Genomic DNA, 23280 nt, shown 5'->3' with positions numbered 1-23280 from the left:
GAACCATATCGCAAAATTGCGCGAATATTCGATGTAAATCACCTCTTTGATTCAATCTGATTCATGTGAGTGAGGATTTATATCGTTTGTCAGCCCACGCCGAATTTTTGTCCAATAGGGACAGGTTAATCACAGGGCAAGGTGAGATATGCACTCTCAAATCTGGGTTGTGAGCACGCTGCTAATTAGCATTGTGTTAATTGTATTGACCATCGTGAAATTCAAATTCCACCCGTTCCTGGCACTGCTGCTCGCCAGTTTCTTTGTGGGAACCATGATGGGCATGGGGCCGCTGGATATGGTCAACGCCATTGAGAGCGGGATTGGCGGTACGCTGGGCTTTCTCGCCGCCGTCATCGGTCTGGGTACGATTCTCGGCAAAATGATGGAGGTTTCCGGCGCAGCAGAACGCATCGGCTTAACGCTCCAGCGCTGTCGCTGGCTCTCTGCTGACGTCATTATGGTGCTGGTGGGGCTGATTTGCGGGATCACGCTGTTCGTTGAAGTTGGCGTGGTACTGTTAATTCCGCTGGCGTTCTCCATCGCGAAAAAAACCAACACCTCGCTGCTGAAACTGGCAATCCCGCTGTGTACCGCGCTAATGGCCGTTCACTGCGTCGTACCACCGCACCCGGCAGCGCTGTTTGTCGCCAATAAACTGGGCGCGGATATTGGTTCAGTGATCGTCTACGGCCTGTTGGTTGGCCTGATGGCGTCGCTGATCGGCGGCCCGCTGTTCCTGAAATTTCTCGGCAATCGCCTGCCGTTCAAACCGGTTCCCGCTGAGTTTGCAGACCTCAAGGTACGCGAAGAAAGCACGCTGCCGTCGCTGGGCGCAACGCTGTTTACCGTCCTGCTACCGATTGGTTTAATGCTGGTGAAAACCGTTGCTGAACTGAACATGACCAAAGGCAGCACGCTGTACACCCTGCTGGAATTTATCGGTAACCCGATCACCGCGATGTTTATTGCCGTCTTCGTGGCGTATTACATTCTCGGTCTGCGCCAGCATATCGGCATGAGCACCCTGCTCACCCATACCGAAAACGGTTTTGGTTCTATCGCCAATATTCTGCTGATTATCGGGGCGGGCGGGGCATTCAACGCCATCCTCAAAAGCAGCGGTCTGGCAGACACGCTGGCGGTGATCCTTTCCAATATGGATATGCACCCGATTCTGCTGGCCTGGCTGGTGGCGCTGATTCTGCACGCGGCAGTCGGTTCAGCCACCGTTGCGATGATGGGCGCCACGGCGATTGTCGCGCCGATGCTGCCGCTTTATCCCAACGTCAGTCCGGAGATTATCGCCATTGCCATCGGTTCCGGTGCCATTGGCTGCACGATCGTCACCGACTCCCTCTTCTGGCTGGTTAAGCAATACTGCGGCGCCACCCTGAATGAGACGTTCAAATACTATACGACCGCGACATTCATCGCCTCGGTCATTGCACTGGCTTGCACATTCCTGCTTTCCTTTATCATCTAAGCGCAAAGAGACGTCCTATGGAAAACATACAAAAACTCATCGCCCAGTATCCTTTGGTGGAGGATCTGGTGGCTTTGCGAGAAACGACCTGGTTCAATCCCGGAACGACCTCTCTGGCGGAAGGTTTACCCTATGTAGGGCTGACGGAACAAGACGTTAAGGGTGCCCACGCCCGTCTGGCGCGCTTTGCGCCGTATCTGGCCAAAGCCTTCCCGGAAACCGCTGCGAGCGGGGGGATTATTGAATCTGAGGTTGTTGCCATTCCGGCCATGCAGCAGCGTCTGGAAAAACAGTACGGCCAGAAAATCAGTGGCGAAATCCTGCTGAAAAAAGATAGCCATCTGCCCATTTCCGGCTCGATTAAAGCGCGCGGCGGCATTTATGAAGTGCTGACGCACGCCGAAAAACTGGCGCGGGAAGCCGGGATGCTGACCCCAGACGAGGATTACAGCGTTCTGCTTTCTCCGGAGTTCAAAGCCTTCTTTAGCCAGTACAGCATCGCGGTGGGGTCAACCGGCAACCTGGGGCTTTCTATCGGCATTATGAGCGCCCGCATTGGCTTTAACGTCACAGTGCATATGTCTGCGGATGCCCGGGCGTGGAAGAAAGCCAAACTGCGCAGCCACGGCGTCACGGTTGTTGAATATGAAGAAGATTATGGCGTGGCGGTTGAACAGGGCCGTAAAGCGGCGGAGTCCGATCCGAACTGCTTCTTTATCGACGATGAAAACTCCCGCACGTTGTTTTTAGGCTATGCCGTTGCGGGGCAGCGTCTGAAAGCGCAATTCGAACAGCAAGGCCGCGTGGTGGATGCCGATCACCCATTATTTGTTTACCTGCCGTGCGGCGTGGGCGGTGGCCCCGGCGGGGTGGCGTTTGGTCTGAAACTGGCATTTGGCGATAACGTACACTGCTTCTTTGCTGAACCGACGCATTCCCCTTGCATGCTGCTGGGTGTGTATACCGGTCTGCATGATGCGATCTCCGTGCAGGAGATCGGTATCGATAACCTGACGGCGGCAGACGGCCTGGCGGTAGGGCGGGCATCAGGCTTTGTCGGCAGAGCGATGGAACGCCTGCTCGATGGGTTATATACCCTCAGCGATCAGTCCATGTATGACATGCTGGGCTGGCTGGCACAGGAAGAGAACATCCGTCTGGAACCGTCAGCACTGGCGGGAATGGCCGGGCCTCAGCGTGTTTGTGCATCCACTGACTATCAGCAAATGCAAGGGATTAGCGCTGAGCAGCTCAATAATGCAACGCACCTGGTCTGGGCGACGGGCGGCGGCATGGTACCAGAAGCAGAAATGGCGCAATACCTGGCGAAAGGGCGCTAACGCCCGGCACGCAGCATCGCCATCAGCTCTGCCGGTGAGCGATGCTGCCTGATCAGATCACGCATCACGCGCATGTGCGGCGCGCTATGACAGATAAAGTGGCGGTATCCGGCGCACAGCATGCTTTTCCCGCTCTCATCCCGATGTTTAGGGCAATCACCATGACAAAAGCGCAGCAGCGAACAGGCCTGACACGCTGCGCTTAACGTGGTTCTTTTCAGCTCTCCAAAAGCTTTCGCCTGCGGACTGGCATTGAGCGCCTTCAGCGGCGTGTGATGAATGTTGCCCAGCCGGTACTGCGGATAAACATAGTGATCGCACTGATACAAATCACCATTGGCTTCCAGCGCGAAAGCGTGACCACAGTCCTGACTTAGCGCGCACATCTGCGACGGATAGCCGCACCACACGCCCAGCGTCGAGTCAAAGAGCTGAATATACACACGGCCAATATCTTCCCGTACCCAGATATCAAATACCGATTTAAGAAACTGCCCCCATGCCTGTGATTCGACCGATTCCGCCGTCAGCTTGCCGTGCTCATCCAGCTCAACGAGCGGAATAAACTGTAAAAAAGGCGTCCCTAGCTGGCGAAGATAGTGATACATCCGCTCCGGCTGGTTGCTGTTGAGGCGATTCACCACCACCAGCAGGTTGAACTCCACGCGGTATTCGACCAGTTTTTGCAGCGCAGTCATCACTTTTTGATGGGTTGGATTGCCGCGACGGCTGACGCGAAAGGCATCATGCAAATCAGCAGGACCGTCCAGTGAGAGTCCCACCAGCCAGTTATTGTCGTGCAGAAAGCGACACCATGCGTCATTGAGCAAAATACCGTTGGTCTGAAAAGCATTCTGGATCTGCTTTCCCGCGCCGAACTGCTTTTGCAACGCCACCACACGATGAAAAAAATCCAGACCGCAGAGCGTCGGTTCTCCTCCCTGCCAGGCAAACAGAACATCTGGCCCTGGCTGTGCGGCAATATGCTGCTGAATAAACGTCGATAACGTGATGTCATCCATCACCGGGTGGGCGGGTTTATCAATGTAAAAGCAGTAACGACAATCCAGGTTACAACGTGAACTGGCCGGCTTGGCCATGACCTGACATCCTGTCATGCTAAATTCCCGAGAAATACGATAAGTTGGCGAACGTGCGTTACAGCAAACAGTATTGCGAGAGATAACACCGCGAGGGAGATCATAAATTTGTCACGAACCGCGCGTGACTGGACAAAATCAATATGCGAGACATCCATCAGATTACGCTTGCGCGTATAGCGCCAGAGGATCACAACCACGATAGCCAGCACCGCGATAGAGACCCAGAACAAGAATCCCGCCTGATGCCAGTGATGTTTTATCGCCAGCGCCATCAGCGCACCGTAGCCCAGCAGCGTGCGAAACCATGCCAGCGATGTGCGCTCCGGCTGCAGTCCCGGATCGGACAGGCGACGGGCCTTACGGCTATCCGGCATACAGCACCAGCGCCATGACCACAATCGCCACAATGGTCAATATCAGACTGATGATCAGCAGGCTTCGGGTATAGGGCAAATCCTCTTTCAGCCGCATCGCCTTTTCATTGCGCAGCCAGCGCAGATAACCGTAAATCGCCAGACCGCCAGCGAACAAACAGAGCAGCAGCGCCAACAGCTCGCGGATCACCGGCGTGGCGAAGTCCGGCGCCAGTTGGTCAAGCCCAACGCCGGCGGCCAGGAAACCCAGCGCGGTGCGGATCCACGCCAGAAAGGTACGCTCGTTTGCCAGTGAGAAGCGGTAATCCGGGGCTTCTCCGAGGCGGGAAATCTTCATTTAACCCCCTACTGAATGCGTAAAAATGCGTATGAAATAACCGCAATATTACCTGAGCACCTGGATAAATAGCATTAATAAACTCTGTAACTCAGGTCGATGCATGTAGCGTTTGCGAAACCAGTTTCATTTCTTCCATGGTGAATCGACAGAAGCATCTGGCGATGAATACGCAGTACCGCCACCGCAAAACCCTGGCGTTATCGCACGGCTAAAATGGGAGATTGTGCACCTGTTGGCTGAAAATGACGTGCTACGAGCATTTCCAACGCCTGGGTGTGGAAAAACCGGACGCCACAACGGGTTAGTAAGAAAGCGTGATGTGTTGAACGATGCTGACCGGCAACCCGATGGATGCCGGTCGATATGAGCAGATCTAACTTAATCCCCAGAAAATCACCGCCAGCAGTTGAGGCGTGATAATCCGCAGGAACATCACCAACGGATACACCGTCGCATACGACAGCGCCGCCGCGCCGCTGGTGGCATGCAGGTTGTTTGCAAACGCCAGCGCCGGTGGATCGGTCATCGAACCGGCCAGCATCCCGCACAGCGTCAGGTAGTTCATTTTGGCAAAAATACGCGCCAGTAAACCGACGGTGATAAGCGGGATAGCAGTAATAAAAATACCGTAGCCCACCCAGCTCAGACCATCGCCCTGCGTCAGCGTATCGATAAAATCACCACCTGATTTCAGCCCTACCACGGCCAGGAACAGCACAATCCCCAGTTCACGCAGCGCCAGGTTCGCACTTGGCGGCATAAACCAGTACAGCTTACCAATGCTGCCGATACGCCCCAGAATCAGCGCCATAATCAGCGGTCCGCCCGCCAGCCCCAGCTTTAACGCCACCGGAAAGCCGGGAATAAAGAGCGGAATAGACCCCAGCAACACCCCCAGACCGATGCCAATAAACACCGGCAGCATCTGCACCTGCTGCAGTTTTTGCTGGGCGTTACCGACAACATTGGCAACGGCATCAATCGAGGCAGGTCGTCCCACCAGATTAAGGATGTCACCAAATTGCAGGCTGGCATCGCTGCTGGCCACCAGTTCAACGCCCGCACGGTTCAGTCGAGAAATCACCACGTCGTAACGCTCTTTAAAGTGCAAATCACGGATGCGTTTGCCGAGCACTTTTTCGTTGGTGACCACGACGCGTTCGACGCGCAAATCGGTGCCGCGGGTGGACAGTGAGGTGTCCACCTCCTGACCTATCACCAGTCGTGCGTTATGCAGATCGCCCGGCTGACCAACGAGGTGCAGCAAATCACCCAGTTGAATCACCGTTCCCGGCGACGGCACCATCAGCGTCTCTTCACGCTTCAGTCGTGAGCAGATGATTTTATCGCTGTTAAGGATCGGCACATCCTGAATCGCCATATTGTTGAGATTGGGGTTCTCAACGCGGATATTGATGGTCTGAATCAGCGAGTGACCGTTAGTGAGCGTCGATTCATGCTGTTGCGCTTCCGCTTCCACATTGACGCGAAATATCATGCGCATCAGCCACATGGTCAGCAAAATACCGCAAATCCCAAACGGATACGCCATCGCGTAGCTCATCCCCATCTGGTCCACCAGCTCCATTGGCGTACCCAGATCGCGCAGGATTTGTTGTCCGGCCCCCAGCGCCGGAGTATTGGTGACCGCACCGGAGAAAATCCCCAGCACCACCGGCAGCGGAATAGCAAACACTTTATGCAGGATAGCGGTAACCAGTCCTCCGATGATGACGATCAGAATCGCAAACAGATTGAGACGCAGGCCAGAAACCCGCAGCGAGGCGAAGAACCCTGGCCCCACCTGAATCCCAATGGTGTAGACGAACAGAATCAGGCCAAATTCCTGGATAAAATGCAGCATATCGCCGCTCAGCGTCACCCCAGCCTGATCAACGAAGTGGCCGACGATAATGCCGCCGAACAACACGCCGCCGATGCCAAAGCCGACACCCCGCACCTTGATGTTGCCGATCCACAATCCGACAACCGCCACCAACGCCAGAACGCTGACCGTCAATGCTATATCACTCATTTTTTATTCCCTGTGAATAACATTTCAATTTACATGGATTATGACTGAACCGTTCAGGCATAGATGCAAGATGGCGCACATTCTCATGCTGCCGAAACGGTAAAGCACCCTTATGATGAGCGTTTCTTCCCCCTTTTTTCTTCATCGTAACCTGACGTTGCTGAATGCTTTCTTCTGGTAAGGGCATCATACCCTAAAACCCGGTGTTATCTTCGTGCACAAAAAAGCCCCGTCATTTCTGGCGGGGCAAAGGCAAGGAGCTAAATTAGCTATTTAATGCGGGACGTTCGCTGATGGCGATACGTTGCGGAGCAACCGCTTCCGGGACATTACGGGTCAAATCGATGTGCAACAACCCGTTGGTAAATGTCGCGCCGGACACCTCCATATTTTCAGCCAGGGTAAAGCTCAGGCTGAACGACTGGGTGACCAGCCCCTGATGCAACCATTTGGTCTCTTTTTCAGGCTGCTGCGGTGTGCCTTTTACGGTCAGGCGGGTGCCTTCCAGCTGAATATCCAGGTCTTCCTGACGGAAACCGGCCAACGCAAGCGTAATGCGATAGTGGTTATCGTCACTTTTTTCAATGTTATAGGGTGGGAAGCTCTGGCTTTCACCGGTGTTTTGTAACGCGTTGGCCAGTTTGTCAAAACCGATCCATTGACGCAGCAGCGGGGATAAATCGTAGTTACGCATAATCATTCTCCTTCTAAGAAGCGAGTTTTCACTACACCCTGCAACGCAAGCGGTTTAGGGCATAGTCGTACCTGCAAATCCGTAGATTTGCATAGGCCCCCTGTCGGCGAGCCCGGGATAACAGGCCGCGCAACGCGGCCCGTCAGAATTAATTGATTTCGATACGGCGCGGTTTGTTCGCTTCCGGAATCACGCGCTCAAGATCGATGTACAGCAGACCATTGACCAGATTCGCGCCGCGAACATGGATGTTCTCAGCTAACTGGAACTTACGCTCAAAGTTGCGCTCCGCGATACCCTGGTAAAGGTAGGTCCGTTCTTTTTGCTCGTCCGCATGTGCGCCTTTCACCACCAGCAGGTTGTCTTGTGCGGTAATTTCCAGCTCGCTCTCGGCGAAACCGGCAACGGCGATGGCAATGCGGTAATGGTTTTCGTCTACCAGCTCAACGTTATACGGAGGGTAGCCGCCGTTACTCTGGCTCTGATTGCTTTCCAGCAGGTTAAACAGGCGGTCAAAACCAATAGCAGAACGGTACAGCGGGGATAAATCAAAGTTACGCATAATCAATAGCTCCTGAAATCAGCGAGAAGTTAAATGACCTTCCATCATGGACAGGTCCGGTAGTCAGAACACCCATCAGGCGTGCTCTTCATTTGCCTACACCATCAAAATGGGTCTGAATACGCACATTTCAAGCCGTCCAGGCTGACTTTTTTTTGCAGTTTGCTGTCTATTGCATAGACTGGGTGGGGACAGCACTAATCGTTAAAGTGCGATAGCCGCCACAGTGCGATGTGATGAGGATGTTATTTCTGGCAAGGGATCGCTATAACTCATCATGCAAACACCGATGATTAACAGATGAATAAATCATGATAAGAAATGTGTTGTTAACGCTGATGATGTGCAGTGGGATGGTTTTACTGAGTGGTTGCTCCAGCGTAATGTCACATACCGGTGGTAAAGAGGGAACTTATCCTGGCACCCGCGCCAGCGCCACGATGATAGGTGACGATGAGACAAACTGGGGTACCAAATCGCTGGCGATACTGGATATGCCCTTTACGGCAGTAATGGACACGATCCTGTTACCGTGGGATCTGTTCCGTAAAGACAATTCAGTCAGATCGCGTGTCGAAAGAAGCGAGGAGAGAACACGGATAACCAACTCCGTGATCCCTCCGGCGAAAATGCCCGCCCCCTGATTACCGCCCGGTTTCTGTCATCCACAGTTGACGGAAACCGTCTACATCTTCCATCCACGCCACAAACTGACCATCAGGCGAGAAAACCACAGCATCCCCAGAAGGCGGAGTGCCGTGATTCTGCGTTAAAAACGTGATCTCTCCGCTGCGCGCATCACAGCAGGCAATGCGGTTATCCACCACGCATCCCAGCCATTTTCCTGACGGATGCCAGTTAAACGCGGACTGAACCCCGGTAGCATGACGGGTCAACTGGCGGGGCTCCCCGCCCTGTGGCGAAATCAACCACAGTTGCACGATACCAGCCTCATCGCGCATCAGGAACGCAATCTCCGTCGCCTGCGGATTACTTCGCACCCAATGACGCGGAACCGTTGCCAGTCCTGGGAAACGACGTGCATGGGTGAACGTCAGGCGGCGCTGTGTCACTCCGCGCGGCGGTGCGGGCAGCGTGGAATCCGTACCTTCCAGCGGGGCATCACCTGGCATTTTCCAGCCCGCCTCCGTCTGCGGGAGTTCAACCAGAAACAGCTCCGGTATTTTCTCGCCCTTTTCAGACATTGTGTCGCCGATAAACGCCAGCGCATGATTTCCCACCCAGCCCTCTTCGTAGGCGCGAGAAATCTCATCGCTGCCCGGCGTGGGTTCGGGCGTCGTCTGGCTGACCAGCACGCACCAGTGGCTGCCGCTGTATTCTCTTGGATGCTGCGCCGACACCGTCACCGGCCCATAAGTCAGTGCGACGCCCACGTTGCGTAAATCCAGCGCCAGCTCGCGTTCATGCATGACATGATCGTTGTAGGTAAAGCTGACAAACTCACCGTTCGGGCTGAAAACATGAACATGGCTGCCGCCGCGCAGTGCACCCGGCGTGTACGGTGAAGTGATATCCATCGCGTCCAGATTCGTCACTTTCCCCTGTTCGGCAATCACGCCGCGACGATGATGAAAGTCATAGTGCCACGTCGCATCCGGGTTTTCAGGCCCATGAATAAATACATATTTCTCCGCCAGCGGATGCACCGTTACCACACCGACATGCGCTCCCTGCGTCGCGCGATAAATCACCTCCTGCTCACCGGTATGGACATTCACCCTTTCAATGGTTTCGCCAGTGAAAGACGCTCCTGACGGGCGAACGTCAAACACCAGCCAACGGCTGTCCGCCGTCCAGGCCCGGGTATTGGTAAGCTGATGATTACGCGGCGTAAAGGTGATTTGCTTCATGGGATACTCAGGTCAGGAACAATTTCATCAATCATACTTCACAAGGACTTCACTTTCAGGCATTAGCGTAGTGCCATCTTCATTTTTTGCGGACAAAAAGATGGAACATTTCGACGTAGCGATTATCGGTCTCGGCCCGGCCGGCGCAACGCTGGCGCGTAAATTGAGCGGTAAAATGCGCGTGCTTGCGCTGGATAAAAAACGTCACTGCGGCAATGAAGGGTTCACCAAACCCTGCGGCGGTTTACTGGCACCGGATGCACAGCGTTCGTTTATTCGCGACGGCATTACGCTGCCGGTGGACGTCATCGCCAATCCGCAAATTTTCAGCGTTAAAACGGTGGATGTCGACACCTCACTGACGCGCAACTACCAGCGCAGCTATATCAACTTCAACCGTCATGCCTTTGATTTATGGATGAAATCGCTGATCCCGGATGAAGTACAGGTGTATCACGACAGCCTGTGTCGAAAAATCTGGCGAGAAGAGGGGAAGTGGCACGTGATTTTTCGCGCCGACGGTTGGGAGCAACAGATTACCGCCCGCTATCTGGTGGGGGCCGACGGAGCAAATTCGCTGGTGCGTCGCTATCTTTATCCGGAACATCAGATTCGCAAATATGTCGCCATCCAACAGTGGTTCGCAGAAAGTCATCCGGTCCCGTTTTATTCCTGCATTTTCGATAACGCTGTGACGGATTGTTACTCCTGGAGTATCAGCAAAGACGGCTATTTCATCTTTGGCGGCGCTTATCCCATGAAAGACGGCCTGGCGCGCTTTGACGCGCTAAAAGAGAAAATGGCGGCCTTTCAGTTCCGCTTCGGCGAGCCGATGAAAAGCGAGAAATGTACTGTACTCTTTCCGTCACGCTGGGCAGATTTCGTCTGCGGTGAAGATAACGCATTTCTGATTGGCGAGGCCGCCGGGTTCATCAGCGCCAGTTCACTGGAGGGGATTAGCTACGCCCTGGATAGCGCGGAGATCCTCAAGGCTGTTCTGCTGCTGGATGCGCCGGAGAGGAACCGCGCTTACCGGAAGGCCACCCGCCAACTGCGCGTTAAACTGTATGGCAAAATCCTGAAGAGTCGTTGTTTGACTGCGCCCGTATTGAGAAGCGCGATTATGCGAAGCGGCATCGCGCATATCCCGCTAAGCCAGGATGACCAGCCCACCACAACGTCTGGCGGGCTGGTAAAGGAGTATTAACCTACGCGTTTTACATCACCCACCAGCAGGATGTAAGAGAGCGCGCCAATCAGGGCAACGGCTGAGATATAAACCAGCGCGGGACCAAAGCCATAGTCCTGCGCAAGGTAGCCAATCACCAGCGGAACCGTAATCCCGCCCAGCCCACCAACAAAGTTAAAAACGCCACCGGTCAGGCCGATGAGGCGCATCGGCGCCAGCGAAGAGACCAGTGACCAGGTGATGGAAGTAAAGCCGTTACCGAAGAACGCCACCGCCATCAGGGTCATAATCCACACCGGATCGTTGGTGTAGTTTGCACCCATGATGCAGGTGGAGATTAACAGACCACAAATAATCGGCGTTTTACGCGCCACGCCCAGCGAAAAGCCTTTTTTCACCAGCTTATCCGCCAGCCATCCGGAAAGCAGTACGCCAAAGAACGCCGCGAGGAACGGTACGGTGGTCATAAAACCCGCCTTCAGCGCGGTAATGCCTTTTTCCTGTGTCAGGTAGTTCGGGAACCACGTCAGGAAGAACCACAGCGTCGAGGTGACGGCAAACTGGCCCAGATAAACGCCCACCAGCTTACGGTGGAACACCAGTTTCCAGTCCGCTTTGGTCAACGGCTGACGCGCCTCTTTCTTAACGGGTGCATCGCCATCCACCAGGCCGCCGCCGTCGCGAATATAGTCCAGTTCCGCTTTGGTGATACTTTTGGTCAGACGAGGCGGTTGATACACTTTAAACCAGACCAGCGACCAGATAATGCCAATCCCCCCGGTGACAATGAACACCCAGTGCCAGCTCAGCATCTCCTGGATCCAGATCAACAGCGGGGTCAGGAACGCCAGGCCGACAAACTGTCCGGAGGTATAAAAACCGACGGCGGAGGCACGTTCATGCTCAGGGAACCAACTCGTCACCATGCGGTTGTTGGTAGGGAACGCCGGGGCTTCGAATATCCCGGTAATGGCGCGCAGGCCAATTAACGACATCAACCCCGTGGCGAAGCCCTGGAAGAGGGTTGCCACCGACCAGCCAAATATCGCGATAAAGTAGGTCAGACGGGAACCGACGCGGTCAAGGAACCAGCCGCCGGGGATCTGGCATAGGGTATACAACCAGGCAAAAGCCGAGAAGACATAGCCCATTTCCGCTTTCGTAATACCAAACTCTTCCTGAATATGCGCCGACGCCACCGCAAGGTTGGCGCGGTCGACATAACAGATGACCACGGTAATAAAGATCATAATCAGCGTCAGGTAACGGCGACGCCCGGTTTTTGCAGCAGTAACTGGAATATCCATCGCAATCTGTCTCCAGATTTTGGGCATAGCGAAGCCGCTCACCATGCCCGGTAATTTACAGAGGGTGTTTGTTTTATTTTTAAAATTAAAAAATTACGCTAATGCGCTAAATAATTCGTGCTGGGGGAAGGCGGCTAGTTTTCGCATCCCCGGGAGCATACAAAAGTATGTGACCGGGGTAAGAAAACGCAGCCAACGCACCACCAGCGCGAAGTATGACGCGCATTTACCACTCGGCGACCGAACCATCCTCATGCCGCCACAGCGGATTACGCCAGTCCGGCGCATTTTTGCTTAGCTCAATGACTTTGGCTTCATCAATATCCACGCCAAGGCCCGGCTTCATTAATGGTTTAAAGAACCCGCCTTCCATGTTGAAATCGTCTTTGTTTTTCACAAAGTCGAGCAGTTCCGCGCCCTTGTTATAGTGAATCCCCATGCTCTGTTCCTGGAACACGGCATTACGTGAAACAAAGTCGACATGCAGACACGCTGCCAGCGCAATCGGTCCCAGCGGACAGTGCGGAGCCAGCGCCACATCATAAGCTTCCGCCATTGCGGCAATTTTGTAACACTCGGTAATACCGCCCGCATGTGACAGGTCCGGCTGCAAAATCGCCAGCCCGCCCGCTTCCAGCACCCGTTTAAACTCGAAGCGCGAGAACATACGTTCACCCGCCGCGATCGGAATATGGGTCTGTTCCGCCAGTTTCGGGTAGTACTCTGCCTGTTCCGCCAGCACCGGCTCTTCAATAAACAGCGGGCAATAAGGCTCCAGCTCTTTAATCAGCACTTTCGCCATCGGCGCGCTGACGCGTCCGTGGAAATCCAGACCAAACTCAATTTCATTGCCAAAGGCTTCGCGGATTTGCGCCACGGTGTTGACCGCGCGATCGACCGCCCGTGAATTATCAATCACGCCCATCTCTTCGCAGCCGTTGAGCTTGAAGGTGTCAAAGCCGATATTCCGCAATTGCTTAATGCCGTCGATCACTTCCGCAGGACGATCGCCGCCAACCCAGCTGTAGGCTTTGATTTTGTCGCGTACCAGGCCGCCCATCAGTTGCCAGACCGGCGCGTTCAGCACTTTACCTTTGATATCCCACAATGCCTGGTCGATGCCAGCGATGGCGCTCATCAGTATCGGGCCGCCGCGGTAGAAACCTGCGCGATACATGACCTGCCACAGGTCATTAATGCGCGCCGGGTCCTGACCAATCAGGTAATCGCCCAGTTCATGCACCGCCGCTTCGACGGTACGGGCGCGGCCTTCAATCACCGGCTCGCCCCAACCAACAACGCCTTCGTCGGTTTCAATTTTCAGGAACATCCAACGTGGAGGTAAACGGTACGTGGTGAGTTTGGTTATTTTCATTTCACTGCCTCTCGATATGCCTTAACAAATGCTGCCGCCTGCTGCGCGGTGCGCGCTACGGACTGCCCGGCGCGATACAGATCGCTGCCCAGTCCCGCACCCACACACCCGGCTTTCATCCACTGCGCCAGGTTGTCTGGCGTTACGCCGCCCACGGCAAAGACCGGTACACTGGCGGGTAATACCGCTTTCAGCGCTTTGATGTAATCCGGTCCAAAGGCCGATGACGGGAAAATTTTCAGCGCCTGCGCGCCAGCATCCAACGCGGTAAAGGCTTCTGTGGCGGTGGCGCATCCCGGACAGACCGTCATGCCGTAACCCACCGCACGGCGAATGACCTCCGCATTGATATTTGGCGTCACAATGAGCCGACAGCCCATCTTCGCCAGGCGATCCACCAGCTCCGGTTGTAATACCGTTCCGGCACCGATCAGCGCGTTATCACCAAACGCATCCACCACGGCCGGAATGCTCTTTTCCCACTCGGGGGAGTTAAGCGGGATCTCCACCGCGTCAAATCCGGCGTCGATCACTGCGCCAACGTGCTCAAGCGCCTCCTCGGGGGTAATGCCGCGCAAAATCGCAATAAGCGGAAGATTAGTTTGCCACTGCATGGGCGATGCTCCTTATACCTGCCTGAAATGCCGTATCGCCGGGGACCGCGGAAACGTCACGCCCCATGGCGTGGAACGCCTGCTGATAGCGTGATGTCAGCGATGCGCCTGCGACAATCGTGATGGCCTGCTCGTGCGCGATGAAATCACGCATGCTGGCGACCTCTGCGCCAATCAACAGGCCAGAGAGAAACTCACTGACCTGCTCGCGCGGGAGATTTCCCAGCACGTGCGAGGCACGAACCTCAAAAAGTTGTGGCAAAACGGCAGGGGAGTCGATCCCGCGCGCAAGCCCGGCGGCAAAGGCGTCTGAAGAGGTTTGCTGTTCCGGCAAACCAGCGCCCACCAGCGAATGTTGCAGTAGCAAATGGTGTAGTTCACCGGTCATCACGGTACGAAAATCGTGAATTTGCTCTGCGTCAGCCTGCACCCATTTGCAGTGCGTCCCCGGCATGACATAGACAGAAGAAGGAGAAAGCGTGCGTGCGCCGAGCAGTTGTGTCTCTTCGCCGCGCATCACATTGTGGTTATCGTCGCGCGAAACACACAAGCCAGGAATAATCCAGACATTGTCGCCAACGGGCGTTAACTGCTCACCAATGGCAGCGAAAGAGGCAGGAACCGGCAGATACGGGGCAATCTTCCAGCCCACGTTGCTACCGACCATTCCGGCCATAACCACCGGTGTGGCGCTGTCGCGCCAGTTTTGTGTGACTTCTGCTAACACCGCCTCGGGGGATTTACCGTTCAGACGCGTAACGCCTGCTTCTGATTGCCTGCTTTCCAGGCATTTGTCGCCCTGGTAAAGCCAGGCGCGCAAATTGGTCGATCCCCAGTCAATTGCGATGTAGCGAGCTGTCATGTGATTTCCTTCAACCTTCGTGTCGAGCTGGCGATCATGGTCAGGGCCGCCTGCTCTGCCGCATTGCTATCCTGATGCCGTATCGCATCGAATAGCGCCTTATGTTCCTGGAGCGTTTTTGGCATGTTGGCTTCATCGCCCATCCAGGTCCGTTCAAATACCGCCCGCTGAAGCGAAGTGATTGCCACGCTCAGCTGTTGCAAAACCGGGTTATGCACTGACTGCAATACCGCCTCGTGATAGCGGATATCCGCTTCATTAAAGGCCTCCCGATCCTGGTTGTTGGCGATCATGTCATTGAGCGCCGATTCAATTTCAGCCAAATCACTCGAGGTCGCGCGTTCCGCTGCCCAGCGGGCAATCGCGGGTTCCACCAGATTTCGGACCTCGCTCATCGCACTGATGAGCCGCGGGTCGTAATCGTTTTCCAGTACCCATTGCAACACGTCGGTATCGAGGTAATTCCACTGATTCCGCGATGTGACAAAGGCACCGCGATAACGCTTCATTTCAATCAGCCGCTTTGCCATTAGCGAGCGGAACACTTCGCGAATGATATTGCGTGAGGTTTCAAACTCCTCACACAGCTCCGCTTCAGCAGGGAGTGCGGCACCCGGTACGTATTTACCGCTGACAATCTGTTTGCCCAGCGTGATCACGATGCGATCGGTTTTATTGAGAGTCATGGAGAGTCCTTGTGCTCTGGATGGTCCTCTCTACTTTACCGTTATCGCTGAAATTCGCCTCATTTTTGTAGTACTAACGTGATGCTATACAGTGTTGTTATGCACTCAATGTAGTACAACATAGATATGTTGTACTACAATTTAGATCACAAAAACGACAATTGGTAATAAAAATGTTATGAGGAGTAAACGGCGGGGATAAAAAAACCCGCGATCAACGCGGGTCATGGCAAACCATCCAGAGGGATTACTTCAGGACGTGCTGCTCAATGGCATACGCAACGCCATCGTCCAGATTTGATTTGGTGACAAAGTTGGCAATCTCTTTCACCAGGGGAATGGCGTTATCCATCGCTACCCCAAGCCCGGCATACTCGATCATCGCGATGTCATTTTCCTGATCGCCAATCGCCATAATTTCTTCCGGTTTGATGCCCAGCGCATCAGCCAGTGATTTCACACCAGTGCCTTTATTGACGCGTTTATCGAGGATTTCGAGGAAGTACGGCGCACTTTTCAGCACGGTATATTTCTCTTTCACTTCTGCCGGAATACGGGCGATGGCCTGATCGAGGATCGCGGGCTCATCAATCATCATCACTTTCAGGAACTGGGTTTGCGGATCCATCTTTTCCGCTTCGCAGAACACCAGTGGAATGGTCGCGACATAGGATTCATGTACGGTGTAATAGCTGATATCACGGTTTGCGGTATACAGCGTGGTACGGTCCAGCGCGTGGAAGTGCGAGCCGACCTCGCGGGAGAGTTTTTCCAGATAGCGGTAATCGTCATAGCTCAGCGCGGTTTGTGCGACAGTGCTACCATCGCCCGCTTTCTGCACCAGCGCACCGTTATAGGTAATGCAGTAGTCGCCGGGTTGTTCCATATGCAGCTCTTTCAGATAGCTGTGTACACCCGCATACGGACGACCGGTGGTCAGTACCACGTTTACCCCTTTTTCACGGGCTGCGGCAATCGCACGTTTAACCGCCGGTGAAATGGTGTGATCGGGTAACAGAAGGGTGCCATCCATATCGATAGCAATGAGTTTGATAGCCATGAATTCCCCGCATTCAATGAGTCCTGACTCATGCTAACGCGATTCCGCTCAAAAAACAGCAGCGAAAAGGGGGATAAGAAGGGGAATCACGATTCCCCTTTTGACGATCAATTGTAGGCCTGATAAGCAACGCGCCATCAGGCATCACGCAGGATCTTGCCGGATGGCGGCGTAAAACCGCCTTATCCGGCTTATAGACAGGGATTAGATATCGATATTTGCCGCTTTCAGGGCGTTCTCTTCGATAAACGCACGACGTGGTTCTACCGCGTCGCCCATCAGCGTGGTGAACAACTGGTCAGCAGCAATCGCATCCTTCACGGTAACGCGTAACATGCGACGGCTTTCCGGATCCATGGTGGTTTCCCACAGCTGATCCGGGTTCATCTCGCCCAGACCTTTATAACGCTGAATAGCCAGACCACGACGTGACTCTTTCACCAGCCAGTCCAGCGCCTGTTCGAAGCTGGCAACCGGTTGACGACGTTCACCGCGTTCGATGAAGGCATCTTCTTCCATCAGGCCGCGCAGTTTTTCACCCAGCGTGCAGATACGGCGGTATTCCGCCCCCGTTACAAACTCGTGATCCAGCGCGTAGTCGGTGTCCACACCGTGGGTACGCACACGCACGATCGGTTCAAACAGATTCTGTTCCGTATTGTGCTGGATATCGAATTTCCACTGGCTACCGTGCTGCTCTTTCTCGTTCAGCTCGGTAATTAACGCGTTCACCCAACGGGTCACGGTCTGCTCGTCTGAAAGATTGTCTTCAGTCAGCGTCGGCTGATACACCAGCTCTTTCAGCATTGCTTTCGGGAAGCGACGCTCCATACGACCAATCATTTTCTGCGTGGCGTTGTACTCAGAAACCAGTTTTTCTAACGCTTCACCAGACAGCGCCGGTGCGCTGGCGTTGGTGTGCAGCGTTGCACCGTCCAGCGCGATGGAGATCTGGTACTGGTCCATCGCCTCATCGTCTTTAATGTACTGTTCCTGCTTGCCTTTCTTCACTTTATACAGCGGCGGCTGGGCAATGTAGACGTGGCCACGCTCAACAATTTCTGGCATTTGACGATAGAAGAAGGTCAACAGCAGCGTACGAATATGCGAGCCGTCGACGTCCGCATCGGTCATGATAATGATGCTGTGATAGCGCAGTTTGTCCGGGTTGTACTCGTCACGACCGATACCGCAACCGAGCGCGGTGATCAGCGTCGCCACTTCCTGCGAAGAGAGCATCTTGTCGAAGCGCGCTTTCTCTACGTTGAGGATCTTACCCTTCAGCGGCAGAATCGCCTGGTTCTTGCGGTTACGCCCCTGTTTTGCAGAGCCGCCCGCGGAGTCCCCTTCCACAAGGTACAGTTCGGACAGCGCCGGGTCGCGTTCCTGACAGTCCGCCAGTTTGCCAGGCAGACCCGCCAGATCCAGCGCCCCTTTACGACGCGTCATTTCACGCGCACGGCGGGCTGCTTCACGGGCACGGGCCGCATCAATAATTTTACCGACCACGATTTTGGCGTCAGACGGGTTTTCCAGCAGGTATTCGCTCAGCAGTTCGTTCATCTGCTGTTCTACCGCCGATTTCACCTCAGAGGAGACCAGTTTATCTTTGGTCTGCGAGGAGAACTTCGGATCCGGCACCTTCACGGACACCACGGCAATCAGACCTTCACGGGCATCATCACCGGTAGCGCTGACTTTCGCTTTTTTGCTGTAGCCTTCTTTGTCCATGTAGGCGTTCAGGGTACGGGTCATCGCCGCACGGAAACCTGCCAGGTGCGTACCGCCGTCACGCTGCGGAATGTTGTTAGTAAAGCAGTAGATGTTTTCCTGGAAGCCGTCGTTCCATTGCAGTGCAACTTCCACGCCGATACCGTCTTTTTCGGTGGAGAAATAGAAGATATTCGGGTGGATTGGCGTTTTGTTCTTGTTCAGATACTCAACGAACGCCCTGATGCCACCTTCATAGTGGAAATGGTCTTCTTTACCATCGCGCTTGTCTTTCAGGCGAATAGAGACGCCAGAGTTCAGGAACGACAGTTCGCGCAGACGCTTCGCCAGAATCTCGTATTCGAACTCCGTGACGTTAGTAAAGGTTTCGTGGCTCGGCCAGAAACGCACCATCGTACCGGTTTTATCGGTATCGCCAGTGACTGCCAGCGGTGCCTGCGGAACGCCGTGCTCGTAGATCTGACGGTGGATTTTGTTATCGCGCTGGATAACCAGTTCCAGTTTCTGTGACAGGGCGTTCACCACGGAGACACCCACACCGTGCAGACCGCCGGAGACTTTATAGGAGTTATCGTCGAATTTACCGCCTGCGTGCAGAACGGTCATGATCACTTCCGCCGCCGATACGCCTTCTTCCGGGTGAATACCGGTCGGGATGCCGCGTCCATCATCCTGTACGGAGACAGAGTTGTCGGCATGGATGGTGACAATAATGTCTTTACAGTGACCCGCGAGCGCTTCGTCGATAGCGTTATCTACCACCTCGAATACCATATGGTGCAGACCGGTGCCGTCATCCGTATCGCCGATATACATACCCGGGCGCTTACGCACCGCATCCAGTCCTTTCAGGACTTTGATACTGGAGGAGTCATAAGAATTCGACATCAACGTTTCTCGCTCATTTAAACTTGGGTTAATCCGTTATTTTACCCTTTTCCACGGTGAACATCTTCGAATTTTTGTCCGACATGTCCAGAACGTGTTCAGCGCTGATTGCGCTGACAAAGACCTGTGATTGCGTCGCTTTTAATCGACTGGCTAACAGTCCGCGACGCGCATCATCAAGCTCTGAGGCAAAATCATCTATCAGGTAGAGACACCGCCGCCCGCTTTCACGGGTGAGGAACTCCCCTTGCGCCAGACGTAAGGCGCACATTAGCAGCTTTAACTGCCCACGCGACAAGGTATCTTCTACCGGCGCACCGTCGGCGCGAATGCGGAAATCCGCTTTATGCGGGCCGTGCGCGGTGTAAGTCAACATGCGGTCGCGTTCAAAACCACGTTCCAGCACCTCGGCATAATCAGTCTCTTTCTCCCAGCCGCGCTGAAAAGAGAAGGAGAGAGAAAATTCAGGAAGAAACTGCTGGCAAGTATCCGCCATATCCTGTGCGATACCGGCGCTGTACTCCGCGCGCCAGGTGCTGATTTGTTCCGCCAGCGGGATCAGTTCTTTATCCCACGGACGCAGTTGCTCGTAACGACTCACCTGGCGCAGCGCCGCATTGCGCTGCTTGAGCAGACGCTTCAGGTTGCTCCAGGCGGTGAAGAATCCAGCTTCATTGTGAAAGCATCCCCAATCGAGGAACGCTCTTCTGTATTTGGGGCCGCCGTTGAGTAAAGTAAACCCCTCAGGGGTGATCAGTTGCATCGGCATCAACAGCGCCAGCTCCGCCACCTTGTGGCCGTCAGTGCCGTCGATACGCACTTTACTGTCACCCAGCTTATCTTTAGTTAACCCAATCGAGGTTTCCCGCTCATTCCCCTGCAATCGCCCATGAAGAACAAACGACTCCTGCTCGTGACGAATGACGCGACCAATCTGCAAACTGCGAAACGCCCGGCCGTGGCCGAGCGTATAGATGGCTTCCAGAACGCTGGTTTTACCGCTGCCGTTCGCGCCAACCAGGAAGTTAAAGCCGGGGGATAACGCGAGATCCGCATTTTCAATATTGCGGAAATCTTTGATTAAGAGTCGGGATAGCGACATATTTCAGAGCATCATCCAGGGGGCGTGAGTGTCGCAGCCAGTTCGTTTACCGCCAGTGCGCAGAAAGCGGAGCGTACACGAAGTACGTGAGCATTTCGAGCACTGCCGGAAAACGAAATGGCAAGTAAACCAGCCCCTTTCAGATTCTACAATCTCATTGGCATAACAACGTAAGCCGCACTTTGCGACGCCGCATCTTCAATTTGTACGCTCGACACGGAGTCAGTCAGCATGATGCGCACGTTTTCACACTTCAGCGCATTCAGGACATCTAATACGTAGCTGACGTTAAAGCCGATCTCCATTTCAGTCCCCGGGTAGGTGACATCCAGAATCTCTTCGGCTTCCTCCTGTTCCGGGTTGTTCGCCGTGATTTTGAGCTGATTTTCACTCACATACAGACGCACGCCGCGGAACTTCTCGTTCGACAGGATCGCCGCGCGGGCAAAAGCCTGCTTGAGGATATCGCAGCCGGCTTCCAGATGTTTATCCGGATTCTTCGGCAGTACGCGACGGTAATCCGGGAAACGGCCGTCCACCAGCTTAGACGTAAAGATAAAGTCGCCAACGTGTGCGCGGATGTTGTTGCTGCCAATCTGCACGCGCAGCGGGTTATCGCCGCCGTCGAGCATACGCATCAGTTCAATCACACCTTTACGCGGCACGATCACCGAATGGTTGGGCAGCGACTGACCAACAGGCATAGAGCAAACCGCCAGACGGTGACCATCAGTTGCCACGGTACGCAACTCTTCACCTTCGGTCTCAAACAGCATGCCGTTTAAGTAGTAACGCACGTCCTGATGCGCCATGGAGAACTGCGTGGCTTCAATCAGACGCTTCATCGTCGCCTGCGGCAGGGTGAATTCTACCTCGCTCTGCCAGTCATCCAGATTCGGGAAGTCGGCGGCAGGCAGCGTGGACAGCGAAAAACGACTGCGGCCCGAACGTACCAGCATGCGATCGCCTTCCAGCTGGACGGCGATTTCCGCCCCTTCCGGTAGGCCACGGCAGATATCAAAGAACTTCCGCGCCGGGACAGTGGTGGCGCCGGGCTCATGCGGCTGAATCAACGCAACGCGGGCCACCATTTCCATTTCAAGATCGGTACCCGTCAGCGAAAGCGCACCGTCAGCCACCTGCAGCAACAGGTTGCCAAGAATAGGCAGCGTAGGACGACCACCCAGCGGACCGCTGACCTGCTGAAGCGGCTTTAATAAATGTTCACGTTCAACGGTAAATTTCATAGCGTCACGAAGATAATGTTCTGATTAAGTTTGAGAAATCTTCTTTAATATCATGGCTTTCTTCACGCAACTGCTCAATCTTACGGCAGGCATGAAGCACCGTAGTGTGGTCGCGGCCACCAAACGCATCGCCAATTTCCGGCAAGCTGTGGTTGGTGAGCTCTTTCGCCAACGCCATGGCCATCTGACGCGGACGCGCTACCGAGCGAGAACGACGCTTGGACAGCAAATCCGCAATTTTAATTTTGTAATACTCCGCCACCGTCTTCTGAATATTGTCGATGGTGACCAGTTTTTCCTGTAACGCCAGCAGATCGCGCAGCGCTTCGCGAACGAAGTCGATGGTAATCGCCCGACCGGTAAAGTTGGCGTTGGCAATCACACGGTTCAGTGCCCCTTCCAGCTCACGCACGTTAGAGCGTAGACGCTTGGCAATAAAGAAGGCCACTTCACCCGGCAGACGAATATCATTTTCGTCGGCCTTTTTCATCAGGATCGCCACGCGCGTTTCCAGTTCTGGCGGTTCGATCGCCACCGTCAGCCCCCAGCCGAAGCGGGATTTCAGACGATCCTCAACGCCGTTGATCTCTTTTGGATAACGATCCGAAGTCAAAATGATCTGCTGATTACCTTCAAGAAGGGCGTTAAAGGTGTGGAAAAATTCTTCCTGAGATCGTTCTTTATTAGCGAAGAACTGGATGTCATCGATGAGGAGGGCGTCGACGGAACGATAATAGCGTTTAAACTCTTCGATCGCGTTGTTTTGCAGGGCTTTTACCATGTCCTGGACAAAGCGTTCGGAGTGCATATACACCACTTTGGCATTAGGTTTGCGCGCCATAATGCCGTTTCCCACCGCGTGCAACAGGTGGGTTTTACCCAGACCGGTGCCGCCATAAAGGAACAGCGGGTTATAGGCGCCACCAGGATTGTCTGCCACCTGACGCGCCGCCGCGCGAGCCAACTGGTTGGATTTACCTTCAACGAAGTTATCAAACGTGTGTTTGACGTTAACGTTAGAGCGATAGGTGGGTTCTGCCGGCGCAGGCACATTGTCCCAGCCAGGACGCGCCGCGACAGGCGACGCGCGCTGCGGCTGAACCTGGTGCGCCACCTGAGCCGGTGCGGCGACGTTGTTGTTCACGGGCGCCTTCAGCGTCTGGCTGACGGGCTTCGTCCCGACCTCAAAACGCAGTTGCGGGGCATCTGCGCCGCAGAAATTATTCAGCAGCCCATTGATATTGTTAAGGTACTTGTCTCTTACCCAATCGAGCACAAAACGGTTTGGCGCATACAAAGCCAGCGTGTTATCGCTCAGTTCCGCCTGCAAAGGGCGTATCCACATACTGAATTCTGTGGCTGGTAACTCATCCTGCAATCGGGCAAGACACTGCTGCCAAAGCGAAAGTGACAC

The 23280-nt window shown here is 54.4% G+C and carries 21 protein-coding genes and 1 other annotated feature; of the genes, 4 read left to right on the top strand and 17 right to left on the bottom strand.

The annotated features are described in order from the left end of the window. The first annotated feature begins 148 nt into the window (after window positions 1–148). The gene (gene dsdX / locus ACQ0PY_RS00105; protein ID WP_042998716.1) at window positions 149–1486 is read left to right on the top strand and encodes a D-serine transporter DsdX; all 1338 of its coding nucleotides are present in this window, start codon (window positions 149–151) and stop codon (window positions 1484–1486) included. Between the two features lie 17 nt (window positions 1487–1503). Beyond that, window positions 1504–2826 carry a D-serine ammonia-lyase gene (gene dsdA, locus ACQ0PY_RS00100; RefSeq protein ID WP_042998717.1) on the top strand — a complete coding sequence of 441 codons (1323 nt, stop codon included), beginning with the start codon at window positions 1504–1506 and terminating at the stop codon, window positions 2824–2826. Here dsdA and ACQ0PY_RS00095 read toward each other — a convergent pair. The 6 genes from ACQ0PY_RS00095 to ibpA form a co-directional block, all read right to left on the bottom strand. Next, window positions 2823–3944 carry an anaerobic sulfatase maturase gene (locus ACQ0PY_RS00095; protein ID WP_157959976.1) on the bottom strand — a complete coding sequence of 374 codons (1122 nt, stop codon included), beginning with the start codon at window positions 3942–3944 and terminating at the stop codon, window positions 2823–2825. The two genes, dsdA and ACQ0PY_RS00095, sit on opposite strands and share 4 nt — an antisense overlap. Continuing rightward, window positions 3941–4303 (bottom strand): DUF202 domain-containing protein, encoded by a 363-nt coding sequence (locus ACQ0PY_RS00090; protein ID WP_042998719.1) that lies wholly within the window; start codon window positions 4301–4303, stop codon window positions 3941–3943. Before ACQ0PY_RS00090 ends, ACQ0PY_RS00095 begins: the two co-directional genes overlap by 4 nt. Further along, on the bottom strand, window positions 4293–4640 hold the full coding sequence (locus tag ACQ0PY_RS00085) for a YidH family protein (RefSeq protein WP_042998720.1): 348 nt from the start codon (window positions 4638–4640) through the stop codon (window positions 4293–4295). Before ACQ0PY_RS00085 ends, ACQ0PY_RS00090 begins: the two co-directional genes overlap by 11 nt. A gap of 376 nt (window positions 4641–5016) precedes the next feature. Then, complete coding sequence (locus tag ACQ0PY_RS00080; RefSeq protein ID WP_042998721.1) at window positions 5017–6678, bottom strand: putative transporter; 1662 nt, start codon at window positions 6676–6678, stop codon at window positions 5017–5019. A 265-nt stretch (window positions 6679–6943) separates the two neighbouring features. Then, a complete protein-coding gene (gene ibpB / locus ACQ0PY_RS00075; RefSeq protein ID WP_042998722.1) occupies window positions 6944–7372 on the bottom strand; it encodes a small heat shock chaperone IbpB in 429 nt (142 codons plus the stop codon). A gap of 148 nt (window positions 7373–7520) precedes the next feature. Continuing rightward, complete coding sequence (gene ibpA / locus ACQ0PY_RS00070) at window positions 7521–7934, bottom strand: small heat shock chaperone IbpA (RefSeq protein WP_042998723.1); 414 nt, start codon at window positions 7932–7934, stop codon at window positions 7521–7523. Beyond that, window positions 7928–8002: a sequence feature (ROSE (Repression Of Heat Shock gene Expression) occurs in the 5'-region of heat shock genes and acts as an RNA thermometer to modulate expression.), on the bottom strand. It overlaps the preceding gene by 7 nt. 243 nt (window positions 8003–8245) lie before the next feature. Between ibpA and ACQ0PY_RS00065 the strand changes: the two genes are divergently transcribed. After that, window positions 8246–8578 (top strand): YceK/YidQ family lipoprotein, encoded by a 333-nt coding sequence (locus ACQ0PY_RS00065; protein ID WP_042998724.1) that lies wholly within the window; start codon window positions 8246–8248, stop codon window positions 8576–8578. Here ACQ0PY_RS00065 and ACQ0PY_RS00060 read toward each other — a convergent pair whose 3' ends face one another. Then, a complete protein-coding gene (locus ACQ0PY_RS00060) occupies window positions 8579–9805 on the bottom strand; it encodes a YidR family protein (RefSeq protein WP_109739724.1) in 1227 nt (408 codons plus the stop codon). 100 nt (window positions 9806–9905) lie between these two features. On the opposite strand from ACQ0PY_RS00060, the gene cbrA reads away from it, so the two are divergent. Then, on the top strand, window positions 9906–11012 hold the full coding sequence (gene cbrA / locus ACQ0PY_RS00055) for a colicin M resistance lipid reductase CbrA (RefSeq protein ID WP_109740600.1): 1107 nt from the start codon (window positions 9906–9908) through the stop codon (window positions 11010–11012). Here the strand turns inward: cbrA and ACQ0PY_RS00050 are convergent. The 10 genes from ACQ0PY_RS00050 to dnaA form a co-directional block, all read right to left on the bottom strand. Next, window positions 11009–12346 (bottom strand): MFS transporter, encoded by a 1338-nt coding sequence (locus tag ACQ0PY_RS00050; protein WP_109739725.1) that lies wholly within the window; start codon window positions 12344–12346, stop codon window positions 11009–11011. The two genes, cbrA and ACQ0PY_RS00050, sit on opposite strands and share 4 nt — an antisense overlap. Before the next feature lie 181 nt (window positions 12347–12527). Continuing rightward, window positions 12528–13676, bottom strand: a complete 1149-nt coding sequence (gene dgoD, locus ACQ0PY_RS00045) for a galactonate dehydratase (RefSeq protein WP_109739726.1) — start codon at window positions 13674–13676, stop codon at window positions 12528–12530. Then, window positions 13673–14290, bottom strand: coding sequence for a 2-dehydro-3-deoxy-6-phosphogalactonate aldolase (locus tag ACQ0PY_RS00040; protein WP_109739727.1), 618 nt, complete (start codon window positions 14288–14290; stop codon window positions 13673–13675). Before ACQ0PY_RS00040 ends, dgoD begins: the two co-directional genes overlap by 4 nt. Further along, a complete protein-coding gene (locus ACQ0PY_RS00035) occupies window positions 14274–15152 on the bottom strand; it encodes a 2-dehydro-3-deoxygalactonokinase (RefSeq protein WP_042998729.1) in 879 nt (292 codons plus the stop codon). The genes ACQ0PY_RS00040 and ACQ0PY_RS00035 overlap by 17 nt, the downstream gene beginning before the upstream one ends. Further along, window positions 15149–15838: a D-galactonate utilization transcriptional regulator DgoR gene (gene dgoR / locus ACQ0PY_RS00030; RefSeq protein WP_042998730.1), complete on the bottom strand. Its 690-nt coding sequence runs from the start codon at window positions 15836–15838 to the stop codon at window positions 15149–15151. Before dgoR ends, ACQ0PY_RS00035 begins: the two co-directional genes overlap by 4 nt. 247 nt (window positions 15839–16085) lie before the next feature. Next, window positions 16086–16898, bottom strand: a complete 813-nt coding sequence (gene yidA / locus ACQ0PY_RS00025) for a sugar-phosphatase (protein ID WP_109739728.1) — start codon at window positions 16896–16898, stop codon at window positions 16086–16088. A 204-nt stretch (window positions 16899–17102) separates the two neighbouring features. Next, on the bottom strand, window positions 17103–19517 hold the full coding sequence (gyrB, locus tag ACQ0PY_RS00020; protein ID WP_042998732.1) for a DNA topoisomerase (ATP-hydrolyzing) subunit B: 2415 nt from the start codon (window positions 19515–19517) through the stop codon (window positions 17103–17105). A 28-nt stretch (window positions 19518–19545) separates the two neighbouring features. Then, a complete protein-coding gene (recF, locus tag ACQ0PY_RS00015; RefSeq protein WP_042998733.1) occupies window positions 19546–20619 on the bottom strand; it encodes a DNA replication/repair protein RecF in 1074 nt (357 codons plus the stop codon). A gap of 146 nt (window positions 20620–20765) precedes the next feature. After that, window positions 20766–21866 carry a DNA polymerase III subunit beta gene (gene dnaN, locus ACQ0PY_RS00010; protein WP_042998734.1) on the bottom strand — a complete coding sequence of 367 codons (1101 nt, stop codon included), beginning with the start codon at window positions 21864–21866 and terminating at the stop codon, window positions 20766–20768. A gap of 4 nt (window positions 21867–21870) precedes the next feature. After that, window positions 21871–23280, bottom strand: a complete 1410-nt coding sequence (gene dnaA / locus ACQ0PY_RS00005) for a chromosomal replication initiator protein DnaA (RefSeq protein WP_042998735.1) — start codon at window positions 23278–23280, stop codon at window positions 21871–21873.

The organism is Citrobacter sp. LST-B2 (assembly GCF_057983045.1).
This window is presented reverse-complemented; position numbering and strand designations above follow the sequence as displayed.

Coding starts and splice junctions, on each gene's coding strand:
- dsdX (WP_042998716.1), top strand. CDS start 149: ATGCACTCTCAAATCTGGGTTGTGAGCACGCTGCTAATTAGCATTGTG.
- dsdA (WP_042998717.1), top strand. CDS start 1,504: ATGGAAAACATACAAAAACTCATCGCCCAGTATCCTTTGGTGGAGGAT.
- ACQ0PY_RS00095 (WP_157959976.1), bottom strand. CDS start 3,944: ATGACAGGATGTCAGGTCATGGCCAAGCCGGCCAGTTCACGTTGTAAC.
- ACQ0PY_RS00090 (WP_042998719.1), bottom strand. CDS start 4,303: ATGCCGGATAGCCGTAAGGCCCGTCGCCTGTCCGATCCGGGACTGCAG.
- ACQ0PY_RS00085 (WP_042998720.1), bottom strand. CDS start 4,640: ATGAAGATTTCCCGCCTCGGAGAAGCCCCGGATTACCGCTTCTCACTG.
- ACQ0PY_RS00080 (WP_042998721.1), bottom strand. CDS start 6,678: ATGAGTGATATAGCATTGACGGTCAGCGTTCTGGCGTTGGTGGCGGTT.
- ibpB (WP_042998722.1), bottom strand. CDS start 7,372: ATGCGTAACTACGATTTATCCCCGCTGCTGCGTCAATGGATCGGTTTT.
- ibpA (WP_042998723.1), bottom strand. CDS start 7,934: ATGCGTAACTTTGATTTATCCCCGCTGTACCGTTCTGCTATTGGTTTT.
- ACQ0PY_RS00065 (WP_042998724.1), top strand. CDS start 8,246: ATGATAAGAAATGTGTTGTTAACGCTGATGATGTGCAGTGGGATGGTT.
- ACQ0PY_RS00060 (WP_109739724.1), bottom strand. CDS start 9,805: ATGAAGCAAATCACCTTTACGCCGCGTAATCATCAGCTTACCAATACC.
- cbrA (WP_109740600.1), top strand. CDS start 9,906: ATGGAACATTTCGACGTAGCGATTATCGGTCTCGGCCCGGCCGGCGCA.
- ACQ0PY_RS00050 (WP_109739725.1), bottom strand. CDS start 12,346: ATGGTGAGCGGCTTCGCTATGCCCAAAATCTGGAGACAGATTGCGATG.
- dgoD (WP_109739726.1), bottom strand. CDS start 13,676: ATGAAAATAACCAAACTCACCACGTACCGTTTACCTCCACGTTGGATG.
- ACQ0PY_RS00040 (WP_109739727.1), bottom strand. CDS start 14,290: ATGCAGTGGCAAACTAATCTTCCGCTTATTGCGATTTTGCGCGGCATT.
- ACQ0PY_RS00035 (WP_042998729.1), bottom strand. CDS start 15,152: ATGACAGCTCGCTACATCGCAATTGACTGGGGATCGACCAATTTGCGC.
- dgoR (WP_042998730.1), bottom strand. CDS start 15,838: ATGACTCTCAATAAAACCGATCGCATCGTGATCACGCTGGGCAAACAG.
- yidA (WP_109739728.1), bottom strand. CDS start 16,898: ATGGCTATCAAACTCATTGCTATCGATATGGATGGCACCCTTCTGTTA.
- gyrB (WP_042998732.1), bottom strand. CDS start 19,517: ATGTCGAATTCTTATGACTCCTCCAGTATCAAAGTCCTGAAAGGACTG.
- recF (WP_042998733.1), bottom strand. CDS start 20,619: ATGTCGCTATCCCGACTCTTAATCAAAGATTTCCGCAATATTGAAAAT.
- dnaN (WP_042998734.1), bottom strand. CDS start 21,866: ATGAAATTTACCGTTGAACGTGAACATTTATTAAAGCCGCTTCAGCAG.